Source organism: Streptococcus sp. HMSC062B01, from assembly GCF_001811085.1.
Classification (GTDB): domain Bacteria; phylum Bacillota; class Bacilli; order Lactobacillales; family Streptococcaceae; genus Streptococcus; species Streptococcus gordonii.
Map to the genome: position 1 here is coordinate 35,035 of NZ_KZ672780.1, position 21,786 is coordinate 56,820.

A 21,786-nucleotide genomic window follows, 5' to 3' on the forward strand; every position below is an offset into this window, starting at 1 on the left:
TTAATTTAATGACTTATTAGCTCAAAGCATCATCCATTGAAAGGACTTCGTGGAATACACGTTGAGTCAATTCAGTTTTTTGTTCTGGAGTGAGGTACTTAGTATTTACACAGTAACCAGAAATACGAACGATAACGTCTTCGCCAGACATAATCTTGTCGTAAACGTCCTTCAAGTCCATAACGTTCAAGTTAACGTGTTGTCCACCATTTTCAAAGTAACCATCAAGGATTGTTACCAAGTTGTCTACTTGTTCGTCATGAGTTTTACCAAGCGCACGAGGTGATACTTGAGTTGTCAATGAGATACCGTCAGCTGCGTAACTGAAGTCCAAGCTAGCAAGTGAGTTCAAGTTTTGCAACCAGCCACCTTTTGCTTTGTTAGATGGGTTAGCACCTGGTGAGAAGAACTCAAGTTTAGACAAGTTCACAGTACCGTCTTCGTTGAGGTATACTCCTTTGTGGACTGGTGAGTTACCAGTTTGTTTAGAGTAAGCAACGTTAGATGTGATTGTCAAGAGTGATACTGTAGCTTCAGCGTTCTTGTAAAGTTTGTGGCTACGCAAACGAGTTGTGTAAGCTTCAACCAACCATTCAGCCAATTCGTTTGAACGAGGATCATCTTCACCCCAACGTGGGTATTCACCGATTGTTTCGTAATCGTAGATGTAGCCATTTTCGTCACGGATTGGTTTAACGGTAGCGTACTTGATAGCTGACAATGTATCAACAGTGTTAGCAAAACCACAGATACCGAATCCCATGTTCGCACGTTGGTGAGTAGGCAAGAAGGCCATTTGAACAGCTTCGTAGTTATACTTGTCAGTCATGTAGTGGATGATGTTCAAAGCATCTACGTAAGTGTCAGTCAACCAGTCAAGTGATTTTTCAAAGTTAGCTTTAACTGATTCAAATTCAAGAACTTCGTCACGGATAGGATCGATGTCAAATACCTTGTAGTCTTTATGCACATCGTCATAACCACCGTTCAAACCAGTAAGAAGAGCTTTCAAAACGTTTACACGAGCACCGAAGTACTGGATGTTGTGGCGTTGTTCTTCATTTTCTGGGTCAAGTGGAGATACACAACATGAGATACAGCTCATTTCGCCATATCCATCTTTCGCCATTGTTGTTACACCTTCGTATTGGATAGAAGAGTGTTTGTGGCTCATATGCATACAGTAGCGACGGAAGTTGTAAGGTAATTTGTCAGTCCAAAGAACTGTCAAATTTGGTTCTGGTGAGTTACCGATGTTGTCAAGAGTGTTCAAGAAACGGTAGTCCATCTTAGTAACACGGTGACGACCATCGTTACCCATACCTGCCATAGAAGTTGTGATGAAGGTTGGGTCACCAGAATAAAGTTGGTCGTAAGCTTTTGTACGAGCAAATTTAACAGTACGAAGTTTCAAAACGAAGTCATCGATAAATTCTTGGATTTCGCTTTCAGTGTAAGTGCCACGAGCAAGGTCGCGTTCGGCAAAGACATCAAGAACGATTGGCACACGTCCAAGAGAAGTTGCAGCACCGTTGATGACGCGGCAGACTGCCATGAAGGCAATGTTTGTCCATTGGATAGCTTCTTTAGTATCGAAGGCAGGACGACGAACATCAACTCCGTAAAGGTCACCTAATTTAACAACTTCAGCAAGTGCTTGGTATTGCATGTTGACTTCTTCGCGAAGGCGAATAGTTTCTTCATCGATTTCTGTCAAAGCATTCCAGTCATTCACTTTCTCAGCCATCAAGTAGTCAGCACCGTACAAGGCTAAACGGGCATAAACCCCGATGATACGTCCACGAGAGTAAGCATCTGGAAGACCAGTAACTGTGTGAGCGTGGCGAGCACGACGAATGTTTGAAGTGTAAGCACGGAAGATACCATCGTTAACTGTTGTCACGTACTTAGTAAAGATTTCGTGAACAGCTGGATCTGGCTCATAACCATTTTCCTTCAAAGTTGTTTCAGCCATACGGATACCACCTTTTGGCATGAAGTTCAATTTGAAGAGTTCGTCGTTTTGGATACCATAGATTAGCTCGTTATCTTTGTCAATGTAGCCAGCTGGGATACCTGCAATAGATGCTGGGCGAGTGTCCATTGGGAAACGAGTTGCTTCATAGTGAGCCTTTGTTTCTTCAATAATCTTTTTAATATGAAGAGAGCGTTCAGTTGGACCTGCTAAGAAGCTTTCATCTCCATCGTAAGGAGTGTAGTTAGCTTGAACAAAGCGTGAAATACTTGCTTTTTCTTTCCAATCTTCACCTTTGAAGCCTTCCCAAGCCTTGTCAAAAATATCTTGTGCTTCGACAACAGTTTTAACAACCATGTTAAATTCCTCTTTTTCTTTCTAGTAACAAGTATCTGTTACATTTGTATAGTTAAAGTATAACACATAGTAATCGTTTACACAAAGTGTTTTCGGGATTTGTAAGCCTTTTCTTTTATAATACAGTTGTCTGAAAATCCGAAAAGTGTACTATATAGACGGATGAGAGAAATTTCTTAGCAAATAGTTGGGCAAAAATGAGAAAAAGGTTATACTAGAATTGGAAGACAAGAATAAGAGGCGACTAGAATGTTGATATTCCCCTTAATTAACGACACATCAAGAAAAATCATCCATATTGACATGGATGCCTTTTTTGCTGCTGTCGAAGTCAGGGATAATCCTAAGCTCAAGGGGCATCCGGTCATCATCGGCAGCGACCCACGCTTGACTGGCGGTCGTGGTGTCGTCTCCACCTGTAATTATGAGGCCAGAAAGTTCGGAGTTCATTCGGCTATGAGCTCCAAGGAAGCCTATGAGCGTTGCCCGCAGGGGATTTTTATCTCTGGGAATTACGAAAAATATCAGGCAGTCGGCTTGCAGATCCGAGAGATTTTTAAACGCTATACGGACTTGATTGAGCCGATGAGTATTGATGAAGCTTATCTGGATGTAACGGAAAACAAGCTGGGGATTAAATCCGCAGTCAAAATAGCCAAGTTGATTCAGCACGATATCTGGAATGAGCTGCAACTGACGGCTTCGGCAGGCGTTTCTTATAATAAGTTTCTGGCCAAGATTGCCAGTGACTATGAGAAGCCTCATGGTCTGACTGTTATTCTGCCTGAGGAAGCAGAGGCCTTTCTAGCGCCAATGGATATTGCTAAGTTTCATGGGGTTGGTAAGAAGAGTGTTGAGAAACTACATGAAATGGGGGTTTATACTGGTGGAGATCTGCTCAAGATACCAGAAATGACCTTGATTGATAAGTTTGGCCGCTTTGGTTTTGATCTCTATCGTAAAGCGCGTGGCATCAGTAATAGTCCAGTCAAGTCCAATCGCATCCGTAAGTCGATTGGGAAGGAGCGGACCTATGCCAAACTGCTCTATAGTGAGGAGGATATCAAGAAAGAGCTGACCCTGCTGGCACAGAAGGTAGAAAATAGCCTGACTAAGCATGATAAGAAAGGACGAACCATCGTTCTGAAAATCCGTTATGCCGATTTCTCCACCTTGACTAAAAGGAAAAGTTTGAATCTAACCACTCAAGACAAGGAGCAAATCGAGCGAACGGCTCATGAGATTTACGATAGCTTGGAAGAACAACCACGAGGCATCCGGCTGCTAGGACTGACAGTGACGGGGTTTGAATAAAGATAAAGGCTTGGTTCATTACCGAGCTTTTTTAGATATAGTTTTTAGTATGAGAGAGTTGCCTGTGACGATTTTCTAAGTTGTCTGATGATTTTCATTGACTAAAAATAATCTTTTTTGAAAAAATACTGGACAAAGTTTTCTGTGTCTGTTATACTAGGTCTATAAAATAAAAAAAACCGTCTGGTCGGTTTTTTGAAAAGAAAGGAGCAGAAATGAAGAAATCTGTAGTAGAAAAAACAAGCGAGCACATCCTCAAGTTGAATCAGGAGATGGATCGGCAGCTGGAAGGTCAGAAAGAGTTTTTGCAGCAGCATGCAGAAAAGCTGAAAAAGATGTCACAGGGTGAGAATGGCATACGCTATTCTAAGTGGGGAGTCAAAGCTGGATATGCTGTCCTTGCTGGTGGCTTGCTGACTTCTGTCTTTAGCCCATGGCGAGGACTGGGTATTATGGCAGTAGGGGGTCTGAGCATTGCCTCCAATCTCTGGCAAATTCGGCGATTGCAAAATAAAGAAAGGAGCAAGTAGCAGTGAAATGGCCTGTCTTAAGCATCAGAGTCAGGACAACTTAGAAACTAAAAGCAGCAGGCAGTAGCTAAACGGTGCTGACATAGCTTTTAGCATTATTTAGTCTATCTTTGCTTTTTATTTTAGGCAAAGACTAAAAGACTACGTTTTCTATTTGGCGCAGGTCTTTATTTTTTATAATAAAACAAACCGAATGGTCGGATATTAAAAATCTGCGTTTCAAAACAGGTAATCATCTGAAAGACTGAGAGTAAAGGATGCCTTTGTCCAGTTTTCGGATGACTTTTCACTATTCTATATTTGATAAGGAGTTATCGTATGAACAAACAAACACATGTAGAGCCAGAGACAAGGCATATCCTGCCCTTTCTGGCCTGGACTTTTGGCATTACCTGGGGAGCCTGGCTGCTTCAGTATATTTTAACCGCCCTGAAGCTGACCAGCGGGGCTGAGCCTTTGGGATTTGCTCTCAATTACATCGGGGGCTTCGGACCGACCTTGGGAACTTTTATCAGCCTCAAAATTTCTCATCCTAAGAAGATGCTGGACTTTATCTTCTCCCATGCCAAAGGCTGGTGGATTTACATGCTGGTCTTCTGTCTGGTTCGGGTTTTGACCCTTTTTATCGCCAATCCTGTATTACCGCCGCTCAATGCCGTTCTGATGTTTCCTCTGGGCTGGACCTTTGTCACCTTTGTTGGAGGCGGGAACGAAGAGCTGGGCTGGCGGGGAGTGCTGCAGCCGGCTCTGGAGAAAAAATTCTCCTTCCCTCTGGCAACTGTCATCACGGCTCTGGTCTGGGTGGCCTGGCATCTGCCCCTCTGGCTGATTCCGGGAACGAGTCAAGGTCAGGTTTCTTTGCTCTTCTATCTCTCCTTTGGTATCTTGCTCTGTTTCTGTCTGGCAGTTCTCTACAAGCAGACGGCCTCTGTCTTTGCCTGCATGGTCTTTCACGGCTGCATTAACTTTGCTCAGGCGACGATTGTCGGCAGTGCTACAAATGGCGGAAGGTATCTCAGCTTCCAGGCTGCTAATCTGGTCATGACCGCCCTGCTGGTCGGCTGGTGGTATTGGAAGGGCAACCGGAAAGGGGCTGAGAAAGATGCAGGCTAAAAATCTTGGCAATCGCTCTTCTGCCAAAGAAAAAGGAGTAATCATATGAAAACACAAACACATGTTGGGCCAGAGACAAGGCATATCCTGCCCTTTCTGGCCTGGACTTTTGGCATCAGCTGGTCTGCCTGGCTGGCTTCGGCTTTCCTGAGGATTCCTATTATTTCCCAGGTCCTAACCATCGCTGGTGTTTTTGGCCCGGCCATTGGGGCTAAACTGGTCTTAGGAAAATCGTTCAAGGAGCTCTTGACTTCTATCGGATTGGCCCGAAAAAGGACTTGGGTCCATCTCTTGATTTTGACAATTCTTTATACCCTTTCCATAGTCTTTTGGAGCCCGCTCCTGCCTGGTTTTAGCCCCCTCAGGATTGCTCTGCTTTTTCTCATGACGACTTTTCTGACAGGCGGCAATGAAGAGATTGGCTGGCAGGGCTTCCTGCAGCCAAGTCTGGAGAAGATCCTGCCCTTCCCTTTGGCAACTGTAACAACTGGGTTAATCTGGGCTGTCTGGCATCTGCCCCTCTTCTTTATGCCCGGCAGCAGTCAGGCAGGGACTTCTTTTCTAGTCTTTACTGCCGCCTGCCTGCTCGCCCGTTTCTGGCTGGCGGCTCTTTACAAGGTCAGTCAGTCCATCCTTTACTGTGTTCTTTTCCACGGGGCCATCAATACCATTGGTGAAGGCATTTTCCTGGGGAAGGGGACGGAAAATCCGCTCTTTTTCCTAGGCTATATCTTGATGACGGCTTACAGTATCTATCTTTGGTATCAAAGGGATCAGCAAGACAAGGCTTAAAGATATTTTTAAGATTTTGTATTTCTCCGGCTTTTTTGGTAGAATAAAGCTATACTAGAAACAAAGGGGAACAGAATGGCGCAGCGAAAAGACAAATCCCAGGCCATGAGAGAAAAAATTTTAAATACAGCGACCCAGCTCTTTATCCAAAAGGGGTCCGAAAAGACTAGTATGCAGGATATCGCCCAGACGGCGGGCATCTCCAAGGGGGCTATCTATCATCATTTTAAGTCAAAAGATGAGATTGTCCTGGCGGTGATTAGGAGCCGGCAGGAGCTGATGGAAGAAGAGATGAAGCAGTGGCTCAAGGCTACGGAAAATCTGACTGGCAGAGAGCAGCTGCAGACCATCCTCAAGTCTAATCTGGAAAGTCAGACAGCCCGGGCTACGGACGGCATTGTGGGTGAGTATGAGAAGGACGCAGGCTTTATTTTGACCATGATGCGGGACAATCTGCGGATAGGCGCCCCTCTGGTCAGTGACATTATCAAAAAAGGGATGGCAGATGGCTCCCTTCAAACCCAGTATCCGGACCAGGCTGCGGAAGTTTTTCTGCTACTGGTGAATTTTTGGATGCATGGGACCGTTTTTGAAAGCGATCCTGAAAAACTGCCAGAACGCTTCCATTTTCTGCAGTTTATGATGACCTCGGTCGGCATGGATATCTTTAATGATGAGCTCATGCAGCTCTTTAGCCAGAAAAATAAGCATTAAAAAAGGCGATAGGACAGAACTAAAAAATTTAATTCTGTCCTAGCCTTTTTATTTATGTGCTGAATATACTGTGGATATCTTCCTCGGTCAGGCCGATTAGGGGGTCGATTTTCAGAGAAAAGTTTTGAAAAGCAGGCTGAGCGTCTCCGCTTTATGCTGGAATCCATTGGCATTGATATTCTTAGTGATGAGCTGATGGAGCAGACTTTGACATACTTAAAACGAAGCTAAGCGATGATTGGCACACCGAATTTTCCAAATACAATTGTAGAAAGTTAATATAAAGATGACAGCAAACTGTCCTCTTTATAATTCAATATTTGGAAATTTTTCACTTATATAATGGTCCACCTGAGTTAAGGCTAGCTCTGTCTTAGAAGCGCTAGCTCGTTTCATAGGTAGTTTATCTTCCTTGCCATTGGTGTGTACAATACAAAGTTGATTTTTTCTAATGATTGGAATAAATAAAAAGCTGGTTGTGAACTTGGAATGATAGATTTTCTTTGCATCCTCTAAATTGCTGATTTTAAATGTCGAGTGATAGCTTACCAGATGATTCTTATACAAAAAGATTCGGATATCTGCTTCATTTTGGCAACCCAAGATTTCGATTTGTTCCAGTGAACCATGGAGTTCAGGGTAAAGATTGTAAAACTCTTTTAATTCTTTTTGACTGGATAGATAGCCCTTCACCCCTTTCAGAAAGAAGGGCATCCCAAGGAAGAAGAATAGAAAGAAGACAATTTGACCTCTATACCGTATGGAATCAGTATCTTCTAAGGTAATGTAGTAATCAAGTTGAGCAGATTTTTCATCATCAGAAAGTTTGGAAGCCATCATTTCCGAGTAATTCTTGATATTAGAAGAATTGTTGACGTTTGCTATCAGCCATTTGGGATTCTCTTTTAAGTCTTGAGTATTCCTGAGGTCATCGATTAAATCATAAAAATCTGAATCATCAGCGTGTAGTCCAATCTTGCTTTCCTTGCCACTTTCATCCTTATAGGTTACGGTATAAAAGAAGGTTGAGTAATCTTTTCCTTTTAATTCTGCTTCAGGTCCAGAAACATCCGTAATTTGTATGGCATAGTCTCCTGTATTAGTGACTTTTGAGGGTAGGGTTTCTCCTTTATCTCTTAAAGATTTTGTAGTGACATTCCTATAAGATAGAAGGGATATCAGTCCAAGGATAAGGAAGATAGAACCAAAGAATAGTCTGGTAAGCAGTCTGGGATATGGGTTGTATTTCATTATAACTCCTTTAAAAGTAAGATTTCCTAACTATAAATAGTAACTAGCGCTGCAAACTATTTTTTAAAAATATCTTTAATATCCTCTTCTCTAATTCCAATCATGGGATCAATACTGAGGTAGTTATCAAGAGTAAGGATAAAACCATCTTCAAGAATTGGATCGTCTGTGTCAGAATTAGTGGTGACAACTTCAGCAGGCTCTTCTCTTTCTAAAAGATCAGAAAAACGAGGAATAAGATAAGTTTTGCGGGCGGTGCCAGTGTTTTTTGCAGCATAGTCAAAGGCTGCTTTTTCCCCAAGCAGGATCAGCTTGCTCTTGGCCCGGGTAATGGCTGTGTAGACCAGATTGCGCTGGAGCATGCGGTGGCTGCTACGGGTGATAGGTAGGATGACCACGGGAAACTCGCTGCCCTGAGACTTGTGGATACTCATGGCATAGGCTAGGCGGATCTTGTACCATTCGCTACGTTGATAGACGATTTCATTTCCATCGAAGTTGATGGTTAGTTCATCCTGCTTAGAGTCGGTGTATTTTGCTGGCAACAAGTCCGTGATATAGCCCAAGTCCCCATTAAACACATTGCTTTCAGCATCATTGACCAGGTGGATGACCTTGTCTCCTTGCCGGTACTGGCAGTCTGGTGCTTCAAAGACCAGTTGGTCTTTTTCTGATGGATTTATCAGATCCTGCATGAGTTGGTTGACTTGGTCGATTCCCGCGGGTCCTCGATACATAGGAGCCAAGACTTGAACGTCCTGGGCGGGGATGCCACTGCGGATAGCAGCGGCTACGATTTTTTTAATCATATCAGGGATATATTCACTAGTTGCTTCAAAATAGGAACGATCCGCCTTTTTTTCAGTAAAATCAGCTGGCAGAATCCCTTGCTGGATTTGACTAGCCAGGGTAACAATTGTTGAATCTTCTCCCTGCCGGTAGATTTTTGTCAGCTTGGTTTGAGGCAAGATAGGTATTTTTAAGAGATCGGCTAGAACCTGACCTGGACTGACAGACGGAAGCTGATCAGCATCCCCTACAATGAGGATCTTACTGTTGGAAGAAATATTGCTAAGTAGTTGATTGGCTAGCCAAGTATCGACCATAGAAAACTCATCCACAATGATGAAGTCAGCATCCAAATAGTCATCTAAATGACTGATATCATCATCTCCAGTCATTCCCAGATGCCGGTGAATAGTAGCACTGGGTAGCCCGGTCAATTCATTCATTCGTCTGGCAGCTCGTCCAGTCGGAGCAGCAAGCAGAATAGGTAATTCCTGTTTCTTAGCCAAATCTAGTTTGTGAAGAGCAGCATAAGTAGCAATGATGCCGTTGATAACAGTTGTTTTACCAGTTCCCGGCCCACCCGTCAGAATAAACACCTTATGATTAATGGCATCGCAGATGGCCTTCTTTTGAATATGGTCATAGCAGATTCCTAAATCTTGCTCGACTTGTTCGATGATACTTTCGAGTTTTGGGGTATCAAAGGTTTCTTGTTTGCCTTTTTCTAGAATCCGAATCAGATTACTACGAATACCTTCCTCGGCGAAATAAAGACTGTTTTCAAAGATTTTTGTTTCAACATTTTTAATCTTATCTTCTTCAATGAGGTGGGCCAATTCATCCGCTACCAAGGCAGGGTTAAGTTCAACCTGACGGGCATTCTCCAGCAAATTAATGGTGTGGGATAGTAAGTCACGTGCTTCTATATAAGTGTCACCTGTCTCCATAGACTGGCTGAAAAGGGTATGAACAAGTCCAGCCCGGAAACGCTCTGGAGCGTCGCTTTCAATACCTAGTTGCTGGGCCAACTGGTCAGCTATTTTGAAACCAATACCTTGAATGTCCTCAACTAGTTGATACGGATATTTTTGGACAATTTCCAGCGTTTCTTCTTTGTAGGTATCTTGAATCTGCAAGGCTAATTTATTAGGAATGCCATATTCAGCGAGTTTAGAGAGCAACATCTCTGTGCCGTAATTTTGTCTCAGTTTGCTGACGAAGGCTTCCCGATTGGTTGAAGAAAGGCCGTTAATAGTTACGAGTCGGCTAGGATCAGCCAAGATCTGGTCAATCGTATTATCGCCATAGAGATCTACTATCTTTTGGGCGGTCTTAATACCGATCCCTTTAAAATGATCGCTAGCAAAATACTTGACTAGACCCTTACTGCTTGGCTTGGCTCTTTCGTAGCGAGTTACTTTTAGCTGTTCCCCGTATTTGGGATGTTGAACAAGAGTTCCCCAAAAAGTATAGTCTTGTCCTTCCATGATATCGGCCATGGTTCCGGTCACGATAATCTTAAAATCATCAAATTCTGCATCTGAGTCCTCGATATCCAGTAACAAAATTCGAAAGAAATTGTTGGGATTTTCAAAAATAATGCGTTCGACGGTTCCTGAAAAATAGAATTCCATATCTCTCATCCTAGAAAAAAAGGCAGACAAGCCAATGAAACCTGCTGTCCTGCCCTTTTTATTTCTTGCTTCTTATTTGCTTAACAAATGGTACTTAGAAGATACCAATCTTATTGAGTGGCCAGAAGCGTAATTTCGCTTCTCCTTCAATCTGACTGGCCTTGAAGTTTCCAACTTCTCGGCTATCTCTTGAAACGAGTCGGTCGTCTCCTAGAAGGAAATAGTGTCCCTTAGGAACTTCGACAGTGAATGTTGAGTTACCTAGAGAGTCCTGAGTGAAAGAGTTGGCTTGTTCAGCGATTTGCTGGAACATCTTCCGGTAAGAATAAGTCGACTGCAATTTGTCCTTTTTAAATTTAGAAATATATTCTTTTAAGTAAGGTTCATCAGTTTTCTTACCATTGATATAGAGTTGGTCGTTTTCATATTTGATGGTATCACCAGGCAGACCAATCACTCGTTTGACAATCCGTTTCTCGTTCCCATTTTCATCTGTTTCTTTAGCAACAACGATATCAAAACGGTCGATGGGTAGATAGCGGACTTCGAGCAGATACTCTCCATCAGCAAGGGTCGGGTCCATTGAGTGGCCACTTACCAAAAATGGAGACCAGAGGAAGAGGCGGGTGAGGAGCAAAGTAGCCATGAAGAGGATGAAAAATCCCCATTCTTTCATAAATTTTCTAAAACCAGACATAACTTACCTTTCTAGTAATTGTTTTGCTTTTTGAGTATTTTTAAAATGTAGTTTAGCACTTGTTTCAAGACCGGCCATACCATAAGCCTTCAAAATCTGACTGGCCACATGATCGCTCTTAGCCCCTGCTCCGCTTGGTAATTGGTAGCCTAATTCCTGGCTCAGAATCTCTAGATTCTCTAAGAAAAGATCGCGGGCTATGATGGAGCTGACAGCCACAGCTAAGTATTTTCCTTCAGCTTTTTCTTCTAAATGAATCGCCTGACTAACCTGATTTCGCTCTTGCTTGACATAACGCTGGTAATTGGTGCTGCTAGTGAAGGCATCAATTACGATTTGATCAGGTTTTATTCCTTTTTCTAGCAAGAGATAGATGGCTTGGTTGTGAAGGGCAACCTTGACCGAAACAGCATTGTAACCCGAAGCAATGACTTGATTGTACTTCTTAGGTGATAAGAGCAGGGCTTGATGGGTGATTTTTTCTTTTAGGATAGGAGCTAATTGGCGAATTTTTTGATCCGTCAGGGTTTTAGAATCTCCGACACCTAATTTTTTGAGAAAATCCTCCTGTTCTTTAGTGACAAATGAAGCCACAACAGCTAAACCACCAAAATAGGAACCATTACCAACCTCATCCGTTCCTACCATAGCTTGGTAGGTGATTTTCTGAGGAGGCTGAGTGAAATCTGCTGTCTCTTTGAAAAAAAGAGCATATTTACCTGCCTCTTCTCCCTGAAGGAGTAATTTACCAGAAGTATAGACGCTGGCTGTTGCTTGCTCCAAACGGAAAAAATAGCGGATATAAGGATTTTTACTAGAGCTGAGATATTTTTTATATTGCTTAAGAAATGCTTGAATCTCCTGCTCACTCGGTGTTAAGGTGAATTGTCCCATGCCTTCTATTTTAACATAAAAAAGAGTAAAGTTGAAAAAAAGATTGACGGACTTTTTATCTTCAAGTATATTTTAGAAAAGCAGGATAGAGGGGTGGCCCTGACCTGACAAAAGGCTTGATATTTGGTATAATATAACGAGGTGATTTTATGGCAAATTTGAATCGATATAAGTTTACATTTGGAAAGAAGACCATGACTTTAACAACAGGTTTTGATAATCTGTTTATGGAGGAAGTCGAAAAGGTCGCGACAGAAAAATACCAAGCAATCAAGGAAAGAATGCCCCAAGCGGATGATGAAACCTTGGCTATTTTGCTTGCCATTAATAGTCTGTCGACTCAGTTAAATCGTGAAATTGAATTTGATGACAAGGAAAGAGAATTAGAAAGTTTGCGTCGAAAAGCCCTAACTGAAATAAAAGAAAAATCTTTGCAAACAGAGGGGCCTTTATGATTATTTCACTACTAATTTTACTGATTTTGGCATGGAGTTTCTATATTGGCTACTCTAGAGGGATTGTCCTTCAGGCTTATTATTTACTATCAGCTATTGTAGCCTTTTTTATCGCTAGTCAATCTTACCAAGGTTTAGCCCGTTTTTTAAGTTTGTGGGTCCCTTATTCAAGTGCGACAGAAGGAGCTACAACGTATTATTTTCCTAACAATCAGCTCTTTCATTTAGATAAAGTCTTCTACGCTGGCCTAGCTTTTTTCATCATTTACACTTTTGTTTATGCGATTGGTCGCTTCATTGGGATTTTTATCCATTTAGTACCTAAAGGAAATACGGATTCTCGTTGGTATAATGTTGCGAGCGGTGTAATTGCTGTTTTCATTTCCTTATTTGCCATTGAAATGTTCCTAACGGTTTTCGCTACTGTACCACTAGCTTTTATTCAAGATCGCTTAAATCACAGTGGTTTAGCAAGCTTTATTATTAACCATACCCCAATCACATCTAGTCTCCTGAAGTATTTTTGGGTTACCAAGATGATTGGATAAAAGGACTCAGTTGGCCTACTAGCTGGGTTCTTTTTCACTAGAAAAAGATATTATCATGAATACAAAAATATTAGAAACCTTAGAATTTAATAAAATAAAGGACTTGTTCCAAGGCTTTTTGCAAACGGAGCAGGGAAAGTTGGAATTACAAGTTTTACAGCCGACCACAAAAAAAGAGGCAATTGAGAGAGCCTTTTTAGAAGTTGCAGATATGGAGCAGATTTTAGTAGAAGATCCGCATTTTCATTTGGCAGCAACCAAGGATATCACTGCTATTAGCAAGCGTTTGGAGCTTGATGGTGATCTGAATATCGAGGAATTGCTTGTTTTAAAAAAAGTTTTGCGCGTTTCGCATGACTTGGTTACTTTTTATAATGATTTAGAAAATGTTCGACTTCAAGAATTGAACCGTGTTTTTGAAAATCTAGTCGATTTCCCTGCTATTCAAGGGAGTCTGTTAGCTGTCAACGACGGGGGCTTTATTGAAAGTTTTGCCAGTGAGGATCTGGGGCGAATCCGTCGTAAGATCCAAGAGAATGAAAGCAAGGTACGAGATCTTTTGCAAGAAATTCTCAAAAACAAGGGAGACATGCTGGCAGATCAAGTGATAGCCAGCCGGAATGGCCGCAATGTGCTGCCGGTTAAAAACACCTATCGAAATCGGATTCCAGGAGTGGTGCATGACATTTCTGCCAGTGGAACGACCATTTATATCGAGCCTAGGGCAGTGGTTAACCTCAATGAGGAAATTTCCAACTACAAGGCGGACGAGCGCTACGAACTCTTGCGAATTTTGCAAGAACTATCTGCTATGATTCGCCCTCATGCAACTGAAATTGCCAACAATGCTTGGATTATCGGTCATCTTGACTTGGTGATGGCCAAATTGGCCTTTATGAGAGAACGAGGAGCAGTAGTGCCAGCCTTATCCGAGACACAAGCCATTCAGTTGCTACAGGTTCGTCATCCCCTGATTGAAAATGCAGTAGCTAATGACCTGCATTTCGGACCTGATTTGACAGAGATTGTCATTACTGGGCCAAATACAGGTGGTAAGACCATCATGCTGAAGACCTTGGGTCTGGCTCAGATCATGGCCCAGTCAGGTCTGCCGATTCTGGCTGACAAGGGGAGTCGCGTCGGGATTTTCAGTCAGATTTTTGCAGATATTGGGGATGAGCAGTCCATTGAGCAGAGCCTGTCGACTTTCTCCAGTCACATGACCAATATCGTCTCTATTTTGGAGCAAGTTAATAGCGAGAGTCTGGTTCTGCTAGATGAGCTGGGAGCTGGGACTGACCCGCAGGAGGGTGCAGCTCTGGCTATTGCTATCTTGGAAGATTTGCGGCTAAGGCAGATTAAAACCATGGCGACGACCCACTATCCTGAGCTCAAAGCCTATGGGATTGAGACGGACTGGGTGGAAAATGCTAGCATGGAATTTGATACTGATAGTTTGCGACCGACTTATCGCTTTATGCAGGGAGTGCCTGGCCGCTCCAATGCCTTTGAAATTGCTCGCCGGTTAGGCTTATCTGAACTTATCGTTAGCCATGCCCAAGAGCAGACCAACACAGACAGCGATGTCAATCGGATTATTGAGCGCTTAGAGGAGCAGACACTGGAAAGTCGCAAGCGCTTGGATAATATCCGCGAGGTGGAGCAGGAAAATCTCAAATTTAACCGAGCCCTCAAAAAGCTATATAATGAGTTTAACCGAGAAAAGGAAACCGAACTCAATAAGGCACGCTTGGAAGCTCAGGAAATCGTTGATTTGGCTCTATCAGAGAGTGAGAGCATTCTCAAAAATCTTCATGCTAAGTCCAGTCTCAAACCTCATGAGATTATTGAAGCCAAGGCCCAACTCAAAAAGTTGGCACCAGAAACCGTTGATTTATCAAAGAATAAGGTGCTCAAGCAGGCTAAGAAAAATCGGGCGCCCAAGGTGGGAGACGATATCCTAGTCACTAGCTATGGTCAGCGGGGAACCTTGGTCAAGCAGCTCAAGGACGGCCGCTGGGAAGCTCAGGTAGGTCTCATCAAGATGACTCTAGAGGAGCAGGAATTTAATCTTCTCAAGGCTGAAAAAGAGCAACAACCTAAGCGCAAGCAGGTCAATGTGGTCAAGCGAGCTAATACTGCTGGACCAAGAGCTAGACTGGATTTACGAGGTAAGCGTTACGAAGAAGCTATGAAAGAGCTAGATGAATTTATCGATCAGGCCCTTCTTAATAATATGGCTCAAGTGGATATTATCCATGGTATCGGGACTGGTGTCATCCGTGAAGGGGTGACAAAATACCTCCGCCGCAATAAGCACGTCAAGTCCTTCGGCTATGCTCCGCAAAATGCTGGCGGCAGCGGTGCAACGATTGTGATCTTTAAGTAAGAGGCCAGAAATGAAAATACAGACCTATGACTCGACTTATGAGAAAAGTTGGGTTTATACAAAAGCTTTGAGTTATCTCTTTTCGCCTTTCTTTGATGATATGAGCCGTTACAAGGACGAGTTTACTGAAGAACCTTACCAAGATTCGGTTGAGCTCATAGCAGTAGAAGATGATCAGGTTGAAGGTCTTCTAGATATTGGTATTTACACCGAAGAAGCAAGTCATTCTTATCCATATTATCCAGGAAAAAAGATAGCTTACTTCGCTAATCTGGCTGTCCATCCTGATTTTCAGAATCAAGGGATAGCCAGTCAACTCTTTCAAACTGCTTGGGAGCAGCTGCATGAAAAGAAAGTTGAGGCCTTGATCATCTTTACCAGAGACGGAGAGCAGGCAAATCACCTCTATCAGAAGTGGGGCGGCAAGCTGATTTGTCAAGATTATTTAGTTGTCGGACGCCCCAAAGATCAAACACCGTTTTCTTTCAGTGTTGATACTAAGCAGCAGACAATCTGCCTGACAGACAAGTCAGGAAATTCTTTAGGCTATTATCAAAGAGAAGGGCATTATATTGTCTCAAGGAAAGAAGATTTAGAGCATTTTGAGATTGATGAGCTTTACAAAGAACATACCTATGTCTTGAAAATCGAATAGGGCATTGGAAGTTTCAGCGTAGAGATAACAGCAGGTTCTTTTATGAGGGCCTGCTTTTTGCTATAATGTAAGTAGCATAAAGAGTACCGGAGGGAAAATAATGAGAATAAAGCATGCATCAGATTCCTGCACGACTATTTTGGTAGGCAAGAAGGCCAGTTACGACGGTTCAACCATTGTGGCTCGTACAGAGGATTCACAAAATGGGGGCTTTACGCCCAAGAAATTTGTCGTAGTGGAGCCACAAGACCAGCCCCGTCATTATCAGTCAGTTTTGACATCTTTTGAGATGGATTTGCCGGACAATCCAGTCCGCTATACGGCAGTGCCAGACGCAGTTCCCAAAGATGGGATTTGGGGAGCAGCTGGAATTAACAGCTACAATGTTGCTGTCAGCGCGACGGAAACAATTACGACCAACAGCCGCGTGCTGGGGGCTGATCCTTTGGTAGAGTCAGGTATCAGCGAGGAAGATATCCTTACGCTGGTTCTTCCTTATATCAAAACGGCTCGTGAAGGGGTTCTACGCTTAGGGAAAATCTTAGAGGAATACGGCACTTATGAGTCCAATGGAATTGCAATCTCAGATGTCAACGAAATCTGGTGGCTGGAAACCATTGGCGGTCACCATTGGATGGCGCGGCGCGTGCCAGATGATGCCTATGTGACCAATCCAAATCAGCTGGGCAGTGATTATTTTGAATTTGACAATCCAGAGCACTTCCTCTGTCATCCAAATCTTAAAAACTTTATCGAGGAAAATCATCTCAATCTGAATTACTCAGATGAGGGTTTCAATCCGCGCTATGCTTTTGGTAGCCAGAAGGACAAGGACCGCCATTACAATACACCGCGAGCTTGGGACATCCAGCGTTTTCTCAATCCAGAAGTAGAGCAAGAACCAAGGAGTTTCTTCATTCCATGGTGCCGCAAGCCATACCGCAAGATCACGATCGAAGATGTCAAGTATGTCCTGAGCAGTCACTATCAGGATTCGCCTTATGATCCTTATGGAGCAGAAGGGGACCACCACAGCAGACGGGCCTTTCGGACTATCGGGATCAATCGGACCAGTCAGACAGCTATCTTACAACTTCGTCCTAATCAACCGCAGGAAACGACTGGGATCCAGTGGCTATCCTACGGTTCCATGCCTTACAATACAGCTGTTCCTTTCTTTACTCAGATCTCAACTACACCAGACTACTTTGCCAATACAACAGACAAGGTTTCGACGGATTCCTTCTACTGGGCTAATCGCTTGATTGCAGGGCTGGCTGATGCTCATTTTAGCAGTCATGTCGGAGATTTGGATGATTATCAGGAAAAGACCATGGCTTGGGGCCATGAAATGATCGGTCGAGTAGATTGTGCTCTGGCCAAGGGCGAGGATGTTGACTTTGAAGCTGAAAATCAAGCTATGAGCGACAAGGTGCAAGAAGCTACAGACCAGCTCTTGGAGAAAGTCCTCTTGGATGCCAGCAATCTCATGGTCAACCACTTCTCATTGAGTGACTGAGTTCTTATCCGTAGCAAATATTTTTCTTTCTCTTGTTTTTGGTGTAAAATGTTAACAAAAGTAAGCTATTAAAGGAGAAAATTTATGGTAGCAGCAGTTACAGATGCAACATTCGCAGAAGAAACAAAAGACGGATTGGTTCTGATTGACTTTTGGGCAACTTGGTGTGGTCCATGCCGTATGCAGGCGCCTATTCTAGAGCAGTTGGCAGGAGAAGTCCATGAGGACGAATTGAAAATCCTTAAAATGGATGTGGATGAAAATCCAAATACTGCCCGTGAATTTGGCATTATGTCCATTCCGACCCTTCTCTTCAAGAAAGATGGTCAAGTCGTTAAGCAAGTCGCAGGTGTTCACACCAAAGACCAGCTCAAGGCTATTATCGCGGAATTGAGTTAATATCATAGCTAAAAAAATCGTTACATGTCGTAACGATTTTTTCATTTAGCCGATGACAGTAAAGGTTATACAGAAGAGCAAGTTGTGCAAAATAGCATTGAAGAAGTGTTTGCTCAGGCGTTTCCCTATTACTTATCATAGGTGCTTATTGTGAAATGTGTAAAATTTCAAATGTTGGTAGTTGTGTGTCGGGTTTATTGGTATAAAAAGTAAAGATACATTTTTTCCATTTATCAGGATTAAAAATAACAACTTTGCCGCTTTCGTTGGTTTGCATTTGCTCGTAAATGGTAAAGGATTTTAAACTTTCAGATACTTCTATATCAATGACTTCTAATGTAGCATATTTACTTGAGTCAAAATGATCAGATATTTCGACTGATGAAGTCACTCCGATTTCAATATTTTGCCAGCCAAACGAATTTAAAATATGATCAAAGTAACCATCAAATATGAATTTTGTCATTCCGTTGGTATTTTTCCAAATATATAGCGGACAGTAACTATTAAATAATTGGCCTTCAGACTTTTCAGAGATTAAATAAACTTTGAAAAACAAATCGTCGAATCCATCCATTAAATGACCTGTATTTCGGACACGTTGTCTAATGATATCCATATCATAATCTGATGGTAATTTTATAGTATATTGCATTGCTTGCATAGCAGTACCCCTTTTCTAATGAACTATTGACAGTATAAATGATTTATATCATGTTGAATAATACTTAAAAATGATATAATTATCACAAAAAGTGATAGGGTGTTTTAAATGAATTTTAATGATATGAGCATTTTTGTGACAATCTATGAGACAAGGTCAATAAACAAAAGTTCAAAGATCTTACAATATGCGCAATCTAATCTCAGCGCTAGATTGAAGGTGCTTGAAACTGAATTAGATACGAAATTATTTTACAGAAAATATAATGGTTTAATTCCGACAGAAAGTGGAGACTTATTTTATCAATTTTGTAAGGAAACTTCTAACAATTTAGAGAAATTAAAAAAGAAATGTGAAACCTCAAAAATATCCATCTTAATTTCAGAATTGTTATTCAATCACGATATTAATAATTCACAAACAATTGATTTGGATAAAAGTGAGATTAATATCCAAAAAACTTCGGATATACCAATCATTGCTCATCAGGAAGAATTTGATAAAATTTTTTGCTTTCAAAAAATTGAAAATTTGAAACATTATGATGAGACTATTGGACATATCGAGTCAGTTTATGTTTGTTCGAGTATCATAAGGACTAGTGAGGAAATGCCTATATTCGTCAATAAAGATGAAAATTGTCCTTTTAGAAAACAAAGCTTAATGAAGTTTGCTCATTTAAAATCAGTTGTAGAAATTGATTCTTTTGAGAACATTATCAGCTTAGTTGAAAACGGGAAAGGAATCGCACTATTGCCTAAATGGCTAAATAAGAGAGCGAAAATCAAGCCATACGACCAAGACATCGTTCTGATTCCATTTTATCAGTATGAAAAGAAGAGCCAAAGCAGGTAGCTCATTTAGAAGAAATACTAATGCTAGAGTGGAAAACCATTTGACAAATTTTATAAATACACCTATAATAAGTATACATATTATAAAGGAGATTTTGTAATGGAATTTAGTTTTAGTTTAACCATAAAAGCATCAAAAGAAGATGTATGGAGCTACTATGAAAATATTGAAAAGTGGTATGACTGGGAAGAAGATTTAAAAAATATTACATTAAATGGTGGATTTAAGACAGGTTCTTGTGGGACGATGGAACTCGAAGGAATGCCCCCAATGGAATATCAGCTGACACTTGTCAAGCCCTTTGAGGAATTTTGGGATAAAACAGCGACCCCGTTTGGAGATATCCTTTTTGGTCATCAGATTATTGAGAACAATGATGGCACTGTAAATGTTAAGCACACTGTAGCTTTAGATAGCAAAGATCAGCAACATTTGGGATTTTTAAGCCAAGTTTTCTCAGATGTTCCTCAATCGATTTTTATTTTAAAAAATTGTTTGGAAAAATAAGAATTCCCAAGTTAGCTAGGGAATTTTTTTTATTTTTTCTAAATGTTGAGAAGGGATCAGCAAGAGGTACAGATGATTTATTGTTCTTTTTATGCTCTTCTTTAATGGAAAAAATGAAACAGAAACGAAATATGGAAGCGCTTTATTTTATTTTTTAAAGTGTTATAATAACAGTGAAATATATTAACAAGTTATCCAACTGCTGCCTCTATTTGAGAGACAAAAAGAGCTTTTAACGATTGGAAGGAGGAAATCGTATGGAAGAAAAAGATTCTAAGCAGTTAAGTTGGCTCATGATAGCCTTGATAGCCTTTAATATTGTTTGGGGCTTAGGCAATGTCGTGAATAATTTTGCTCAGCAGGGAATTGTCGTGATCACTTCATGGATTCTGTTGCTGATTATCTATTTTATTCCTTACACATTAATGGTTGGGCAGTTAGGTTCAACATTTAAGGATAGTGAAGGCGGGGTTAGTGACTGGATTAAGTTTACCTCTACCAAACAGCTAGCTTTTTTTGCGGCTTGGACCTACTGGGTTGTGCAGATACCATATTTGGCTCAAAAACCTCAAACAATCTTAATTGCTTTAGGATGGGCCTTTCAAGGAAATGGAAGGATTTTGGAAAGTCTATCCATGCCCATGATTGTCTGCCTTTCTTTACTAACTTTCCTACTCCTTTTGTATATTTCGACCAAGGGTTTGAAAGCCTTGAAATTTTTGGGAACATTAGCCGGTGGAGCTATGCTGATCATGTCGGTTCTCTTTATTCTAATGGCTGTTGGTGTGCCATTGATTAAGCCAGATCTACAATTGGCCACTCAACATATGGACCAGTTATCGACTTATATTCCAAAATTTGACTTCTCCTATTTTACAACAATTGCACTCTTAGTCTTCTCAGTAGGAGGAGCAGAAGCTATCTCTCCTTATGTTAATAAAGTGAAAAATCCCGCAAAGGGCTTTCCGAAAGGTATGATAGCTATGGTTGTCATGATAGGAGCCTGTGCTATTTTAGGCTCTCTTGCCATGGCCATGATTTTTGATAGCAACCATATCCCAGACGATTTGATGAGGAATGGCGCCTACCAAGCTTTTGCTGTTTTAGGAAAGCATTGGGGAATAGGCAATTTCTTAGTTACTATCTATGCTCTTACCCAAGCAATAGGACAAGCGTCTACACTAGCCATTTGTATCGATGCGCCTCTACAAATCTTTTTGGGTAGCGCAGATAAAGATTTTATTCCAAGCTGGTTGCGTAAGCGTACCAAGTCAGGAATGCTGATTAACGGCTATCTTTTAACAGGGGTACTAGTAGCAATTATCATTGTACTGCCACTTTTTGGATTGAAGGAAATCGATGGTTTAGTCGTATGGATGACCAATCTCAATGCTATCGTTTCTCCCATGTGTTTCCTTTGGGTATTTGTAGCCTATATGTTCTTGTATCGTAAATGGGATAAATTTAAAAATGTTGAATACAAATTTATGAAAAATCGTAGACTAGGTTTTCTAATGGGAGCTTGGGGATTTGCTTTCACTGCCTTTGCTTGTATTCTAGGTATGGCTCCACAAGTCAAGATGGCAACTTATCCAACTGAGTGGTGGTTCACCCTCATCACGAATATTATCACTCCAATAGCCCTCTTAGGTCTAGGCTTGCTTCTGCCTATGGCTGCACGTCGAGAGAAGAAATAAAGAAAGTTGGGACAAGTCAAAAGACTGTCCCAGCTTTT

Annotated in this window: 20 protein-coding genes; 14 read left to right on the forward strand and 6 right to left on the reverse strand. The window is 41.6% G+C overall.

The features are described 5' to 3' along the window. Window positions 1–16 precede the first annotated feature (16 nt). Window positions 17–2,332 (reverse strand): formate C-acetyltransferase, encoded by a 2,316-nt coding sequence (gene pflB, locus HMPREF2780_RS03560; protein ID WP_011999778.1) that lies wholly within the window; start codon window positions 2,330–2,332, stop codon window positions 17–19. A gap of 249 nt (window positions 2,333–2,581) precedes the next feature. Between pflB and dinB the strand changes: the two genes are divergently transcribed. From dinB to HMPREF2780_RS03590, 5 genes are all read left to right on the forward strand, one after another. After that, window positions 2,582–3,646 (forward strand): DNA polymerase IV, encoded by a 1,065-nt coding sequence (dinB, locus tag HMPREF2780_RS03565; RefSeq protein WP_105026166.1) that lies wholly within the window; start codon window positions 2,582–2,584, stop codon window positions 3,644–3,646. 215 nt (window positions 3,647–3,861) lie between these two features. After that, window positions 3,862–4,176: a hypothetical protein gene (locus tag HMPREF2780_RS03570; protein ID WP_002907313.1), complete on the forward strand. Its 315-nt coding sequence runs from the start codon at window positions 3,862–3,864 to the stop codon at window positions 4,174–4,176. A 318-nt stretch (window positions 4,177–4,494) separates the two neighbouring features. Beyond that, complete coding sequence (locus tag HMPREF2780_RS03580) at window positions 4,495–5,289, forward strand: CPBP family intramembrane glutamic endopeptidase (RefSeq protein WP_105026167.1); 795 nt, start codon at window positions 4,495–4,497, stop codon at window positions 5,287–5,289. A 45-nt stretch (window positions 5,290–5,334) separates the two neighbouring features. Next, entirely contained in the window at window positions 5,335–6,081 is a 747-nt protein-coding gene (locus HMPREF2780_RS03585) for a CPBP family intramembrane glutamic endopeptidase (RefSeq protein ID WP_105026168.1), read from the forward strand. Between the two features lie 75 nt (window positions 6,082–6,156). Continuing rightward, on the forward strand, window positions 6,157–6,795 hold the full coding sequence (locus HMPREF2780_RS03590) for a TetR/AcrR family transcriptional regulator (RefSeq protein ID WP_105026169.1): 639 nt from the start codon (window positions 6,157–6,159) through the stop codon (window positions 6,793–6,795). A gap of 306 nt (window positions 6,796–7,101) precedes the next feature. On the opposite strand, the gene HMPREF2780_RS03595 is transcribed toward HMPREF2780_RS03590, so the two are convergent. The 4 genes from HMPREF2780_RS03595 to rnhC form a co-directional block, all read right to left on the reverse strand. Next, the gene (locus HMPREF2780_RS03595; protein WP_105026170.1) at window positions 7,102–8,046 is read right to left on the reverse strand and encodes a hypothetical protein; all 945 of its coding nucleotides are present in this window, start codon (window positions 8,044–8,046) and stop codon (window positions 7,102–7,104) included. A gap of 56 nt (window positions 8,047–8,102) precedes the next feature. Continuing rightward, window positions 8,103–10,469 carry an SF1B family DNA helicase RecD2 gene (recD2, locus tag HMPREF2780_RS03600; RefSeq protein ID WP_105026171.1) on the reverse strand — a complete coding sequence of 789 codons (2,367 nt, stop codon included), beginning with the start codon at window positions 10,467–10,469 and terminating at the stop codon, window positions 8,103–8,105. A gap of 94 nt (window positions 10,470–10,563) precedes the next feature. Beyond that, on the reverse strand, window positions 10,564–11,166 hold the full coding sequence (gene lepB, locus HMPREF2780_RS03605; protein ID WP_105026172.1) for a signal peptidase I: 603 nt from the start codon (window positions 11,164–11,166) through the stop codon (window positions 10,564–10,566). A gap of 3 nt (window positions 11,167–11,169) precedes the next feature. Then, complete coding sequence (rnhC, locus tag HMPREF2780_RS03610; RefSeq protein ID WP_105026173.1) at window positions 11,170–12,060, reverse strand: ribonuclease HIII; 891 nt, start codon at window positions 12,058–12,060, stop codon at window positions 11,170–11,172. A 149-nt stretch (window positions 12,061–12,209) separates the two neighbouring features. Here rnhC and HMPREF2780_RS03615 point away from each other — a divergent pair, with 149 nt between their 5' ends. From HMPREF2780_RS03615 to trxA, 6 genes are all read left to right on the forward strand, one after another. Further along, on the forward strand, window positions 12,210–12,515 hold the full coding sequence (locus tag HMPREF2780_RS03615; RefSeq protein ID WP_008808274.1) for a hypothetical protein: 306 nt from the start codon (window positions 12,210–12,212) through the stop codon (window positions 12,513–12,515). After that, on the forward strand, window positions 12,515–13,063 hold the full coding sequence (locus HMPREF2780_RS03620; protein WP_199774046.1) for a CvpA family protein: 549 nt from the start codon (window positions 12,515–12,517) through the stop codon (window positions 13,061–13,063). The genes HMPREF2780_RS03615 and HMPREF2780_RS03620 overlap by 1 nt, the downstream gene beginning before the upstream one ends. Before the next feature lie 55 nt (window positions 13,064–13,118). Further along, window positions 13,119–15,452: an endonuclease MutS2 gene (locus tag HMPREF2780_RS03625; protein WP_105026175.1), complete on the forward strand. Its 2,334-nt coding sequence runs from the start codon at window positions 13,119–13,121 to the stop codon at window positions 15,450–15,452. A 10-nt stretch (window positions 15,453–15,462) separates the two neighbouring features. After that, window positions 15,463–16,107, forward strand: coding sequence for a GNAT family N-acetyltransferase (locus tag HMPREF2780_RS03630; protein ID WP_061599784.1), 645 nt, complete (start codon window positions 15,463–15,465; stop codon window positions 16,105–16,107). A gap of 100 nt (window positions 16,108–16,207) precedes the next feature. Then, window positions 16,208–17,626 (forward strand): C69 family dipeptidase, encoded by a 1,419-nt coding sequence (locus HMPREF2780_RS03635; RefSeq protein ID WP_105026176.1) that lies wholly within the window; start codon window positions 16,208–16,210, stop codon window positions 17,624–17,626. 84 nt (window positions 17,627–17,710) lie between these two features. Beyond that, window positions 17,711–18,025 (forward strand): thioredoxin, encoded by a 315-nt coding sequence (gene trxA / locus HMPREF2780_RS03640; RefSeq protein WP_002898369.1) that lies wholly within the window; start codon window positions 17,711–17,713, stop codon window positions 18,023–18,025. A gap of 145 nt (window positions 18,026–18,170) precedes the next feature. Here trxA and HMPREF2780_RS03645 read toward each other — a convergent pair whose 3' ends face one another. Then, window positions 18,171–18,689: a DUF4865 family protein gene (locus HMPREF2780_RS03645; protein ID WP_045772750.1), complete on the reverse strand. Its 519-nt coding sequence runs from the start codon at window positions 18,687–18,689 to the stop codon at window positions 18,171–18,173. Between the two features lie 108 nt (window positions 18,690–18,797). Here HMPREF2780_RS03645 and HMPREF2780_RS03650 point away from each other — a divergent pair, with 108 nt between their 5' ends. The 3 genes from HMPREF2780_RS03650 (at window position 18,798) to HMPREF2780_RS03660 (ending at window position 21,748) form a co-directional block, all read left to right on the forward strand. Beyond that, window positions 18,798–19,544: a LysR family transcriptional regulator gene (locus HMPREF2780_RS03650; RefSeq protein WP_048777407.1), complete on the forward strand. Its 747-nt coding sequence runs from the start codon at window positions 18,798–18,800 to the stop codon at window positions 19,542–19,544. Between the two features lie 99 nt (window positions 19,545–19,643). Next, on the forward strand, window positions 19,644–20,051 hold the full coding sequence (locus tag HMPREF2780_RS03655; RefSeq protein ID WP_105026177.1) for an SRPBCC family protein: 408 nt from the start codon (window positions 19,644–19,646) through the stop codon (window positions 20,049–20,051). Window positions 20,052–20,308: 257 nt separating this feature from the next. After that, the gene (locus tag HMPREF2780_RS03660; protein WP_105026178.1) at window positions 20,309–21,748 is read left to right on the forward strand and encodes an APC family permease; all 1,440 of its coding nucleotides are present in this window, start codon (window positions 20,309–20,311) and stop codon (window positions 21,746–21,748) included. The last annotated feature ends 38 nt before the right edge of the window (window positions 21,749–21,786 follow it).